11 protein-coding genes are annotated in these 12,027 nt (G+C 65.0%); 5 read left to right on the top strand and 6 right to left on the bottom strand.

Annotation, left to right across the window (positions count from 1 at the left end):
• The first annotated feature begins 132 nt into the window (after positions 1 to 132).
• Both C0Z19_RS22820 and C0Z19_RS22815 read left to right on the top strand, forming a co-directional pair.
• Positions 133 to 2,094: an ATP-binding cassette domain-containing protein gene (locus C0Z19_RS22820; RefSeq protein ID WP_102612119.1), complete on the top strand. Its 1,962-nt coding sequence runs from the start codon at positions 133 to 135 to the stop codon at positions 2,092 to 2,094.
• 90 nt (positions 2,095 to 2,184) lie between these two features.
• A complete protein-coding gene (locus C0Z19_RS22815) occupies positions 2,185 to 3,228 on the top strand; it encodes a CaiB/BaiF CoA transferase family protein (protein ID WP_102612167.1) in 1,044 nt (347 codons plus the stop codon).
• Here C0Z19_RS22815 and radA read toward each other — a convergent pair.
• Positions 3,212 to 4,588, bottom strand: coding sequence for a DNA repair protein RadA (gene radA / locus C0Z19_RS22810; RefSeq protein ID WP_102612118.1), 1,377 nt, complete (start codon positions 4,586 to 4,588; stop codon positions 3,212 to 3,214). The genes C0Z19_RS22815 and radA overlap by 17 nt on opposite strands.
• A 70-nt stretch (positions 4,589 to 4,658) precedes the next feature.
• Positions 4,659 to 5,729 (bottom strand): alanine racemase, encoded by a 1,071-nt coding sequence (gene alr, locus C0Z19_RS22805; RefSeq protein WP_102612117.1) that lies wholly within the window; start codon positions 5,727 to 5,729, stop codon positions 4,659 to 4,661.
• Positions 5,730 to 5,943: 214 nt separating this feature from the next.
• Between alr and lplT the strand changes: the two genes are divergently transcribed.
• Positions 5,944 to 7,251 (top strand): lysophospholipid transporter LplT, encoded by a 1,308-nt coding sequence (lplT, locus tag C0Z19_RS22800; protein ID WP_102612116.1) that lies wholly within the window; start codon positions 5,944 to 5,946, stop codon positions 7,249 to 7,251.
• A gap of 30 nt (positions 7,252 to 7,281) precedes the next feature.
• The gene (gene thiD / locus C0Z19_RS22795) at positions 7,282 to 8,091 is read left to right on the top strand and encodes a bifunctional hydroxymethylpyrimidine kinase/phosphomethylpyrimidine kinase (protein WP_102612115.1); all 810 of its coding nucleotides are present in this window, start codon (positions 7,282 to 7,284) and stop codon (positions 8,089 to 8,091) included.
• Between the two features lie 88 nt (positions 8,092 to 8,179).
• On the opposite strand, the gene C0Z19_RS22790 is transcribed toward thiD, so the two are convergent.
• The 4 genes from C0Z19_RS22790 to tsaB are packed head-to-tail and all read right to left on the bottom strand — an operon-like array spanning position 8,180 to position 11,409.
• Positions 8,180 to 9,169: a DUF1853 family protein gene (locus tag C0Z19_RS22790; RefSeq protein ID WP_102612114.1), complete on the bottom strand. Its 990-nt coding sequence runs from the start codon at positions 9,167 to 9,169 to the stop codon at positions 8,180 to 8,182.
• A complete protein-coding gene (locus C0Z19_RS22785; RefSeq protein WP_102612113.1) occupies positions 9,166 to 10,167 on the bottom strand; it encodes a uracil-DNA glycosylase in 1,002 nt (333 codons plus the stop codon). The genes C0Z19_RS22790 and C0Z19_RS22785 overlap by 4 nt, the downstream gene beginning before the upstream one ends.
• Entirely contained in the window at positions 10,154 to 10,648 is a 495-nt protein-coding gene (gene rimI, locus C0Z19_RS22780) for a ribosomal protein S18-alanine N-acetyltransferase (protein ID WP_102612112.1), read from the bottom strand. Before rimI ends, C0Z19_RS22785 begins: the two co-directional genes overlap by 14 nt.
• Entirely contained in the window at positions 10,645 to 11,409 is a 765-nt protein-coding gene (tsaB, locus tag C0Z19_RS22775; protein ID WP_102612111.1) for a tRNA (adenosine(37)-N6)-threonylcarbamoyltransferase complex dimerization subunit type 1 TsaB, read from the bottom strand. Before tsaB ends, rimI begins: the two co-directional genes overlap by 4 nt.
• Before the next feature lie 173 nt (positions 11,410 to 11,582).
• Between tsaB and C0Z19_RS22770 the strand changes: the two genes are divergently transcribed.
• On the top strand, positions 11,583 to 11,852 hold the full coding sequence (locus C0Z19_RS22770) for an acyl-CoA-binding protein (protein ID WP_102612110.1): 270 nt from the start codon (positions 11,583 to 11,585) through the stop codon (positions 11,850 to 11,852).
• Positions 11,853 to 12,027 lie beyond the last annotated feature (175 nt).

Raw genomic sequence — 12,027 nt, 5'->3', positions numbered from 1 at the left:
CGCGCCTCGAAAGAAAAAAGCAAGTCTACGCGCAAGCGCGAACGCAAAGCAAAATCCGCGCGTTGGCACAAGCTACGCATGCGGTGCCCGCGCACCGTCTAAAATAGCGGTTTTCGAGCAGCCGGCCCCGTCGTGATCCGTTTCAATCAATTCACCCTCGCCCGCGGCGTCAAGCCGCTTTTCGACGCCACGTCCTTTGCGCTGAACCCCGGCGAGAAAGCCGGGCTGGTCGGCGCAAACGGCGCGGGCAAGTCCACGCTGTTTTCGGTGCTGCGCGGCGAACTCCACGCCGACGGCGGCGATGTCTTCCTCCCCCCGTCGTGGCGAATCGCCCACGTCGCGCAAGAGACGCCCGCCGTCGAGAAAACGGCGCTCGAATACGCACTCGACGGCGATGAAGCACTGCGTGAAATCGAAGCCAGCATTGCCCAAGCCGAAGCCGCGCACGACGGCGAGGCGCTGGCCAACGCTCATGCGGCGTTTGCCGATGCGGACGGCTATACGGCGCCCGCGCGCGCCGAAGCGCTGCTGCTCGGCCTGGGCTTCACGCTGGCACAAACGCGTGAACGGGTAGCGAGCTTCTCGGGCGGCTGGCGCATGCGACTGAACCTCGCGCAGGCGCTCATGTGCCGCTCCGACCTGCTGCTGCTCGACGAGCCGACGAACCACCTCGACCTCGACGCCATCGTCTGGCTCGAAGATTGGCTGGGGCGCTATGCAGGAACACTCGTCGTCATCTCGCACGATCGCGAGTTTCTCGATTCGGTCTGCAACGTCACGCTGCATCTCGAGAATCGGCAGGTGAAGCGCTACGGCGGCAACTACTCGCAATTCGAAATATTGCGGGCGCAGCAACTCGCCCTGCAACAAAACGCCTATGAGAAGCAGCAGAAAGCGATTGCCCATCTGCAAAGCTTCATCGATCGCTTCAAGGCGAAGGCAACGAAGGCGCGCCAGGCGCAAAGCCGCGTGAAGGCGCTGGAAAAAATGGAGCGGATCGCGCCGGCTCACGCAGCTTCGCCGTTCACGTTCGAATTCCGTACGCCCGACGCCGCGCCTAACCCGATGCTCGTTATGGAGGACGTCCGCTGCGGCTACCGTAGCAATGACGGCGTCGAGATCCCGATTCTCGAAGGAGTCACGCTATCGGTGCAGAACGGCCAGCGCATCGGCCTGCTCGGCGCAAACGGCCAAGGCAAATCGACGCTCGTCAAGACGCTCGCAGGGACGCTCGACCCGCTCGCCGGCACGATGCGCGAGGGCCGCGGCCTCGTGATCGGCTACTTCGCACAGCACCAACTTGAAACGTTGCGCCCCGACGATTCGCCGCTCGCACATTTGAGCCGCATCGCTCCCGATACGCGCGAGCAGGAATTGCGCGACTTCCTGGGCGGCTTCAATTTTTCAGGCGACATGGCCAGTTCGCCGATCGGGCCGTTCTCGGGCGGAGAGAAAGCGCGGCTCGCGCTCGCGCTGATCATCTGGCAGAAGCCGAATCTCCTGCTTCTCGACGAGCCGACGAATCACCTCGACCTCGAAACGCGCCATGCCTTGACGATGGCGCTGGCTCAATTCGAGGGCACGCTGATCCTCGTCTCGCACGATCGACACTTGCTGCGCGCGAGCACGGACCAGTTCATGCTCGTCGCCAAGCACAGGCTGCAGCCGTTCGACGGCGATCTCGACGATTACCGCGATTGGCTGCTGCAGCACGCAGCCGAAACGCGCGCAGCGGCCAAGGCGGCTAGCCAGGCAGCCTCGGCAGCGACCGGCGACGACGCGCGCGACGGCGAAGCGCAAGCCGCCGGCAATCGCAAAGATCAACGACGCCAGGAGGCCGAGGTTCGGCAGAAGCTGTCTCAATTGAAGAGGCCGCTGCAGACGCGCATCGCGAAGCTCGAGAAAGAGATGGACGCGCTGAACGCCGAAAAGGCGGCGCTCGATGCTTTTGTCGCCGATACTGCGAGCTACGAACCAGCCATGAAGGCGAAGTTGACCGACGCGCTGAAGCGGCAGGCCGAAGTCGCAACCCGCCTCGAAACGCTCGAAGCCGAATGGCTCGATGCACAGGAAGAACTCGAACAGATCGGCTAAGCGCGCGTTTGCCGGCGGCGCGCAGCGCATGGTACCAACCTCAAGCCGGAGCGGATCGACAGGAGGTACACGTTGACGACGGATGCTCCGCTGCGCGGTCTGCGCGTGCTCGACCTGACGCGCCTGCTGCCCGGCCCGCTCGCGACATTGAGACTCGCGGAACTCGGCGCCGACGTGCTCAAGATCGAAGAACCGGGCAGCGGCGATCCCGCGCGCGCCATGATGCAGGCGCCCACCGATCGGGCGGCCGGCATGCCTGGCGCCTTCTACCGCAACGTCAATCGCGGCAAGCGCGAGACGCGGCTCGATCTGAAGACCGAGACAGGCCGCACCGTCCTGCGCGCACTGGTGCGCGAATCGCACGTGCTTGTGGAAAGCTTTCGCCCAGGCGTGATGGAGCGGCTCGGGCTCGATTACGCGAAGCTCGCGGAACTGAACCCGAAGCTCGTCTATTGCGCCATCACGGGTTACGGCGTCAAAGGCCCGTTCTCGCAACGGCCCGGTCACGATCTCAACTATCTCGCCTACGCGGGCGTGCTCGATCAGATCGCAACGACAGACGGTATGCCCGTCATCCCGAACATACAGATTGCCGACCTGCTCGGCGGCGCCCTGCCAGCCGTGACGCGCATTCTCGCAGCGCTTTGGCACGTGTCGCGTGGTGGCGACGGCGCATTCATCGATTTATCGATGACCCATTCGATCCACGCCAGCAACGTCATTGCACAAGCAACGCTCGATAACGCCGCAGGCGGCATGTCGGCGGCAGCGGAGCAATTGCGTGCCGGGCACGGACTGCTCAATGGCGGCGTGCCTTGTTACAACATCTACAAAACTGCGGACGGGCGCTGGCTCGCGGTCGGTGCGCTCGAATTGAAGTTTTGGGAGAGACTGTGCCGGGCGCTGGGCCGCCCCGACTGGGCGCCGCGCCACTGGAGCATGGGCCAGGCGATCGGCGGGCCGGATGCCATTGCGTTGACGCGCGAACTGGCCGAGCACATCGCCACGCATCGGCTGGCCACGTGGATCGAATTGCTGGAGCCGCGCGACTGCTGCGTCTCGCCCGTGCTGACGGTCGAGGAAGCGCGCAGCCACATCCTGTTTCAGCCGGACGCCGCTACTCCAGCTCCTTGATCCGATCGATCGCCTGCTCGATACGCTCGACGGCGTGAACCTGCAAGCCTTCGACAGGCTGTTTCGGTGCATTCGCCTTCGGAATCAACGCGGCCGTAAAGCCCAGCTTCGCGGCCTCTTTCAAACGCTCCTGTCCGCGCGGCGACGGGCGGATTTCGCCCGCAAGGCCGACTTCGCCGAAAACGATCAGCCCTTTGGGCAACGCCTTGTTGCGCATCGACGAATGAATCGCGAGCAGCACGGCGAGATCGGCTGCGGGTTCGGCGATCTTCACGCCGCCGACGGCATTGAGAAACACATCCTGATCGAAGCAGGCAATACCCGCGTGCCGATGCAACACGGCCAGCAGCATCGCGAGCCGATTCTGCTCGAGCCCGACGGCCAACCGACGCGGGTTCGGCACGTGCGCCGTATCGACGAGCGCCTGAATTTCGACGAGCAGCGGACGCGAGCCTTCCTGCGTCACGAGCACGCATGAACCCGGCACGACCTGTTCATGCTGCGATAGAAAGAGGGCCGACGGATTGGCCACGCCGCGCAGTCCACGCTCGGTCATCGCAAACACGCCCAGCTCGTTGACGGCACCGAACCGGTTCTTGAACGCCCGCACGAGCCTGAACGACGAATGCGTATCCCCTTCGAAGTACAGCACGGTGTCGACGATATGCTCGAGCACGCGCGGCCCCGCCAAACTGCCCTCTTTCGTCACATGTCCGACCATGACGATGGTCGTGCCCGATTGCTTCGCGATGCGCGTCAGTTGGGCGGCGCATTCGCGCACCTGCGCAACGGAGCCCGGCGCGGAAGTCAGCGCATCGGAGTAGATCGTTTGAATCGAATCGACGACGGCCACATCAGGTTGCTCGGCCTCGATCGCGGCCTGGATCTTCTCGAGCTGGATTTCGGCCAGCAGTTTCAAATCGGCCGCCCGCGAACCGGGTTCCAGCAACGCGAGCCGCTGCGCCCGCAAACCGATCTGGGCCGCCGATTCCTCGCCGCTGATGTAGAGTGCGCGCCGCTCCTCGGATAGCGAAGCGAGCGATTGCAACAGCAGCGTAGACTTGCCGATGCCGGGATCGCCGCCGATCAACACCACGGCGCCTTCGACAAAACCGCCGCCCAGCACGCGGTCGAATTCGCCGATGCTCGTGGAAAAGCGCGGCACGTCGGCCGCTTCGATATCGGCGAGCCGCTGCACGGGCGCGCTCTTCGCCAGCGATTGAAAGCGATGCGAGCCGGCGCTCGGCGCGACCGTTTCGACCAGGGTGTTCCAAGCGTTGCAGGAAGGGCACTGCCCCTGCCATTTCGGCGATTGACCGCCGCATTCGGTACAGCTGTAAGTCGTCTTCTGTTTTGCCACGCGCGGTCCTTAGCCGTTCTTTCCTTTCAATCTCAATATCGATGCGGCCGGAAAGCCGCAGGGCCGCTGCTTACTCGGCCAACACGGGCACCCGTTGAGCCACCGCGCACATGAGTTCGTAGCCGATCGTCCCGCATGCGCGCGCAACGTCGTCGATGGGCAGTTGCGCGCCCCACAGCTCGACGCGCGCGCCGACGTTCGCAGTCGGGCACGGCGTCAGATCGACTGTGAGCATGTCCATCGAAACGCGGCCGATCAGCCGTGTGCGGACGCCGTCGACGATGATCGGCGTGCCTTCGGGTGCGCACCGCAGGTAGCCGTCCGCATAACCGCAGGCGACGATGCCGATGCGCATCGGCCCAGGCGCCGTAAACGCCGATCCGTATCCGACAGTCTGTCCCTTTGCCAGCGTTTGAACGCCGATGAGCTCCGAGGCGAGCGTCATGGCAGGCTGCAGCCCCACGCCTTCGATCGAGGACGTGACGCCCGACGGCGAGGCGCCGTACAGGATGATGCCGGGCCGCACCCAGTCGAAGTGGGCGCGAGGGTGCCAAAGCGTGGCCGCCGAGTTCGATAGACTACGCGCCCCAGCGATGCCTTCGGCCCCGCGCTCGAACGCGTCGATCTGATGTTCGATGCCGCGGTCGCCATCCGCATCGGAAAAATGGGTCATCAGCACGATCTGGCCGACACCGGGGCAAGCACGGGCGCGCTCCCAGGCAGCGCGGAACTTGTCGGGCGTGTAGCCGAGCCGGTTCATTCCGCTGTTCATCTTCAGCTGAATGTTGACCGGCTTGGACAATCGCGCCATTTCGAGCATGCGCAGCTGTTCGTCGCTGTGTACCGTCGTCGTCAGACTGTAGCGGTCGATTACATCGATATCGGTCGGACGAAAGAATCCTTCGAGCAGCAAGATAGGGCCGGCCCATCCCAATTCGCGTAATTTAACGGCCTCTTCGAGGTCGAGTAGTCCGAAACCGTCGGTCGCGCGCAGCCCCGGAAAGGCGCGCGCGAGCCCGTGGCCATAGGCGTTCGCTTTGACGACGGCCCAGATTTTTGAATGGGGCGCGTGGCGGCGGGCAACCGCGAGATTGTTGGCGAGGGCTGCGGTATGAATGGTGGCGAGAAGCGGGCGCGGCATGACGTTTTCGTATTGAGCACGAGGCGAATCGTGATAGAACGGCGCGTTGTGCGACGCACAACGGATCGCGCGCCGTTCGGGCGGCGCGCCGGCCGTCCGAAGGCACCTATTTTCGTGATATAAAGCCGTGCGCACAACCCATTTCGAACGGCCTAAGTCCTAACGCGTCAGACGCGTCCGGGGGGACGCGCCGCAAAGGACCGCACCGCATCAGATGAAAAAAGGTTTTTACTCCATCATGGCCGCGCAGTTTTTTTCATCGCTGGCCGATAGCGCCCTTCTGATCGCCGCCATTGCCCTGCTGAAAGATCTCCATGCCCCGAACTGGATGACGCCGCTGCTCAAGCTGTTCTTCGTCCTGTCCTACGTCGTACTGGCCGCGTTTGTCGGCGCGTTCGCCGATTCCCGGCCCAAGGGGCGCGTCATGTTCGTGACCAACACGATCAAGATCGTGGGCTGTGTGGTCATGCTCGTCGGAGCTCATCCGTTGGCCGCGTACGGCATCGTCGGCTTCGGCGCCGCCGCCTACTCGCCGGCCAAGTACGGAATCCTGACCGAGTTGTTGCCGCCCGAGCGCCTCGTCGCAGCCAACGGCTGGATCGAAGGCACGACCGTCGCATCGATCATCCTCGGCACGGTGCTCGGCGGCGCGTTAATCAGTCCGCATATCGCCTCACACATGCTCAAGCACCATATGCCCTTCGTCGCCACGCCGGCCGAGGCGGCCATGGTGGTCATCATGGGCATCTACGTCACGGCCGCGCTGTTCAACCTTCGCATCCCCGATACGGGTGCCCGCTATCCCAAGCAGCAGCACGGACCGATCAGGCTCATCACCGATTTCGCCGATTGCTTCCTCACGTTGTGGCGCGACAAGCTGGGGCAGATTTCTCTGGCCGTCACGACGCTGTTCTGGGGCGCCGGCGCCACGCTGCAGTTCATTGTCTTGAAATGGGCGGAAGTGTCGCTGGGGATGTCGCTGTCGGAAGGCGCGATCCTGCAGGCGATCGTGGCTGTCGGCGTGGCCGCCGGGGCAATGTATGCGGCCGCCCGCGTGCCGCTCAAGAAATCGCTGACGGTGCTACCCGTCGGGATCATGATGGGCGTGGCCGTCATGCTGATGGCGTTCTACACGCGCCATCTCATACCGGCCAACTGGGGCTTTTATTTCGGTCGCCTGCACGTGCCGGGCTATCTCGTCATCGCTTATCTGTTCCTGATGATCGTCGGGGCGCTGTCGGGATTTTTCGTTGTCCCGATGAACGCCCTCCTGCAGCATCGAGGGCATGTGCTGTTATCGGCCGGTCATTCGATTGCGGTACAGAACTTCAACGAGAACCTCTCGGTTCTGATCATGCTGTGCCTTTATGCCGTGCTCGTGTGGCTCGATGTGCCGGTGTCGGTCGTCATCGTGCTGTTCGGCACATTTGTCTGCCTCATGATGTGGGTCGTCATGCGCCGTCACCAAGCCAATCAACGCGCCTTCGATTCAGTCGCGCTGATAGGCGAAGTCAAGCACTGACGCCGCGGGGCCGCATCGCGACCGCTCGCCATGAACCGCACCATCCATAACGTCCTGACGATCGCCGGCTCGGATTCCGGCGGCGGCGCCGGGATTCAGGCCGATCTGAAGACGTTCTCGGCCTTGGGCGTCTACGGCGCGAGCGTCGTCACGGCGCTGACGGCGCAGAACACGCACGGCGTGCGCAGCGTTCATGTTCCCGACAGCGCATTCGTCACGGCGCAACTCGATGCCGTCTTCGAAGATATTCGCATCGACGCCGTAAAAATCGGCATGCTGGCGAACGCCGATATCGTCTGCGCCGTCGCCGCGGCGTTGCGCCGCTACCGGCCGCCTCGCGTGGTTCTCGACACGGTGATGATGTCCAAGAACGGCCACGCGCTGCTGGCGCCCGACGCCGTTGCAGCCCTGCGCGAGCAACTATTGCCGCTGGCCGGGCTCGTCACTCCGAATCTCGACGAAGCCGCCGCGCTCGTCGGCGCCGACGCCCCAGCCACCGACGAAGCCGCGATGCGTCGGCACGGCGAAGCCATGCGGGCCATGGGCGCGCGCGCGGTACTGATGAAGGGAGGACATCTCGGCGGCGAGGAAAGTCCCGATTGGCTCATCGACGATACCGGCTCCCACCGGCTCGGCGCCGCACGCGTGGCCGTCACGCAGACACACGGCACGGGTTGCACGCTCTCGGCCGCCATCGCCGCCCTGAGCACACAGCGCCCGGACTGGCTCAGTGCCGTGACCGACGCGAAAGCCTATCTCGTCGATGCCCTGCGCGAGAGCGTACGCCTTCAAGTAGGGACCGGTGTCGGGCCGTTGCATCATTTTCATCGGTGGTGGTAGCGCCCCGCGCGCAGGCGATTGCGGCCCCGGCCGGCGCGCCGTGCATCACCGTCAAGTCGTAGCCCGATGGTGTAGTGCCCCGTTGCGCTCACGCGAGGCTCAGCGCAAACGCCCTCGCCTGTTCCGGCCACGAATCCGGTACGACGAACCCTCGGGCCGCCTCATGCCAGTGCCCTTGCGGCGTCGATTTCTGCTCGAAAGCTGCCACCATTGTCGGCCCGCTTTGCTGCGCGAGTCGCTCGGCCAGCGTCCCGGGCTGCGACAGTCCCGCCGCATCGATATCGGCGTTTGCTATCTCGGGCCGAGGCGCGAGCCAAGCCAGGCGCGGCAACACGACCCAACGCGCGCCGGGGCGAATCGCGCAAAACGCTGCCCATTCGCTTCGGGTAACCCAAAAGCCCCGGTGATGAGCCGCGTCGACGGCAAGCGGCATCGGCGGCACGTCGTGCCAGCGATAGAACAACCAGCCCTTGACGAACATCTGTGCCTGCCAGGGTCCCACGTGACCCAACGCCGCGAACTCGTCGCGCGCCGACAGCCGCAATTGGTGGCCGAGCAGGTGCGCGAGCTTCAGGTCGAAACGATCTTGAAGATTGGGGCCGACATAGTCGGCCAACTCGGCGCGCTCGCCGCCCGCGTGCAAATAGCATTTGACGGCCAGTTCCCAGTGCAGCCTCCGGCCGCTCGCCGCTTCCACGAGAAAATCGCACTCGCCGATCGTGCGCCCTGCGAGCCGCAGCGCGACATTGGCCGCGACGAGTCGAGCCGCCGGGCCGTGCTGCAAGAAAAAGCCGAGTAAGCACTCCGCATAACGGCCAAGGCGCGCGATCGGCGTCGATGCGATCGCTTGTCGCAACGGGCTTGCATCGCGATCGAGCCGGAGCAGCCAGGCGACTGTGGCGGCTGCCTCGTCAGGCGTCTCGAACGGATCGGCAAGTTCGCCCGCAGGCGGCTGCGCGCGCAGCAACGAGGGGCTCAGTAACAGCCACGCCAGATCGCGCACGGTGGGATCGGACAACGCGCACTGCAACGCATCGAGCGCGGCGGCTGGGTCGGCGGCCGGCTCGAGCGCGCTCATCGCGCCGCCTTCTGTTCGGCGAGCAGTTCTCGATAGGTGGCGTCGGCAAGGCACAGGTCGGCCCATGCCTTCGCCTTGTCTTGCAAGCTTCGCAGCAAATAAGCGGGGTGGTAGGTCACGATGACGGGTACGTCCTCGTAACGATGCACACGGCCCCGTAACGACGAGATGCTGGCGTCGGTCTTGAGCAGGTTCTGCGCGGCCACACGTCCCAATGCGACGATGAGCCTGGGCTTGACGAGCGCGACCTGGCGCCGCAGATAGGGCTCGCAGCTCGCCGCTTCGTCAGGCTCGGGATTGCGGTTGCCGGGCGGCCTGCATTTGACGACGTTCGCGATGTAGACGTTCTCGCCGCGTGCGAGCGCGAGCGCGCGCATCATACTGTCGAGCAACCTGCCCGCCTGCCCGACGAAAGGTTCGCCCTGTTTGTCTTCGTTTTCGCCGGGCGCTTCGCCGATCAACATCCACTCGGCCGCCCGATCGCCAACGCCGAACACCGTGTTCGTACGCTTCTCGCATAGCCTGCAGCGCTCGCAGGCCGAGACGCGCGCTTCGAGTTCGCTCCAATCGAGCATCGCAATCTCGCCCTCGCCGTCCGCGCGCGCGCGGGCCGAGGCGGGCGTCGCGGGCAACGGCGTGTCAACGGCCGTCTCGTCGAGCGGGCGATCGATCTCGTCCCATGCCGTCGCATCGGCGACATGCTTTGCCTCGCTATCGCGATCGCCCGTTTCCGTCGATCCAGACAACGCTTGTTGCCCACGCGCAGCGATCGGTGCCGGCGCGGCCACCACGTGCCCGGAGGCAGGTGCCCGGCCGTGCATCAGCGCTTGCCCCTGATCTGGCAACGCCGCGCGCTGCGCTTCTTTGGCCCGCTCGTACTCATGCGTGGAGGCTGGCAAAGGGTCAGCGGCGCGAACGCCGGGATTCGCCTTCGCACCGCGTCGCACCCACAGCGTCGCAAGGCCGAGCGTATCGAGCGCGGCTTCATCGAGCGCCATTGTCGCCCTCCTTTGGAAACGTGTAGCGCATCACCAGCGCATCCTCGCGGCCGTGCCGCCGTGCCGGATAGTAGTTCTTGCGTCGCCCGATCGTCGCGAACCCGAACCGTTCGTACAACCGAAGCGCGCGCAGATTGGACGGCCGCACTTCGAGCAAGAGACCGCTCAACTGCTTGCCGCGCGTGATTCGGACAGCCTCGCGCAACAAGGTCAGGCCGGCGCCCGTGCCCTGCGTGTGCGGGGCGACGCAGAGATTGAGCAGATGCATCTCGTCGACGACCGGCATCAAGACGCAATAGCCGATCAAGGCGCCCGTGACATGCCGCATGCACACGCCGAAGTACCCGTTGCGCAACGAATCTTCGAAATTGCCGCGCGACCACGGGAATTCATAGGCGTCGCGTTCGACAGCCGCGACTTCGTCAAGATCGGCTTCGGTCATCGGCGACATATAGCGATCGGCGAGCAACACTCCGCTCATCGCCCCTCCTGTTCGCCACGGGCCGCCCTCTCGGCCATGCGCTCGGCGCTCGTTTGGGCGACTTTGTCGCGTACGTACTCGGGCGCCGCGTGCTCGGCGCTCACCGTGCGGCCGGCGCGATACGCACGCAGCGCGGCAAGCGCGAGCGGCTGCGCATGCGGCAGCGCGTCGTGGTCGATGACGGCGGCGCGCCCGGCGGCCGTCAAGCGCGAGCCGAACGCTCGGGCGGCGTTTCCAGCCAGCGCGAAAGGCCCGGCAGGAGCGACCAGCGAGTCCGGGGCGCCGAGCGACGGCGGCGTCACCGTGCGCCATTCGCCTGCGGCCGGATCCCACGCATAATCGGCCCAATAGACCTCGTCCATGCGCGCGTCGAGCACTGCGAGCACCCGCGAAACGGCGGGGTGGCGCAGCCGCACGCTTTCGGCGCAGGCGAGCAGTGTGCTGATCGGCACGACGGGCACCCCGAGCCCGAACGCGAGCCCCTGCGCGACACCAGTGGCGGTACGCAATCCGGTAAACGAGCCTGGGCCGGCGCCGAACGCTACGGCGTGGCATTGGGCGAGCGCCAGGCCCGCTTCGTCAAACAATTCCCGCACGGCGGGCAGCACGCGCGTGCTGGAGACGGCGCCGGTCTGTTCATGGCGCATCCAGATGCGCGGAGGAGCCGCTTCCGACGTGGTCGAGGACGCGTCGGAGCGAAGCAATGCAACCGAGCAAAATTCGGTCGAGGTATCGAGGGCAAGCAGCACGGTTGATGTCATGGGCGTTATTGTAATGCGGGTAGTGTCACGTCCCGCCGCTCGAATGCGGCTCGCCGAGCGCGATCGTGCGGGCAAGCGCTCGCCCGCGCACGTTTGGAAGCATCGCTCCAGCACCTGCGCGGATTCGCTTGCTATGATCGGCGGCCCTATCGTTTTTGCACCGGAGAGTGGTCATGAGCAGTGTCGACGCGCAGTTCGAGCAGGCGCAGGTGGACGTCAAAGCCCTGCCCGAGAAACCCGCCAACATGACGCTGCTGCGTCTGTATGCGTTGTTCAAGCAAGCCACTGAAGGCGACGTGCATGGCGATAAACCGGGCTTCGCCGACATCGTCGGCAAGTACAAATACGATGCCTGGGCCTCGCTGGCAGGCACCGCGCAGGAAGTCGCGAAACAGCAATACGTCGAACTCGTCGAATCGTTGAAAAACGGCACGGCAAGCTGACCTGCAGGTCGGCGAAGCCGCGGGCCCGGCGCGGCGCCGAACGCCGTAGAGTATTTTCCAATCCTGAGAGGAGTCTGAACCGGTAGGTGGTGTGGGGGTTCAGGGGTCGCTGTATCTCTATCGGAAAGCGGGAGTTGTCCACGGCCGGCACGGCGGTGGACAACTCCCGCCCGCG

Origin of the sequence: Trinickia soli, from assembly GCF_002879855.1 — a bacterium.
GTDB lineage: Bacteria > Pseudomonadota > Gammaproteobacteria > Burkholderiales > Burkholderiaceae > Trinickia > Trinickia soli.
The sequence above is the reverse complement of the archived record's forward strand: the minus strand, read 5'-3'. Positions and strand labels throughout refer to the sequence as shown.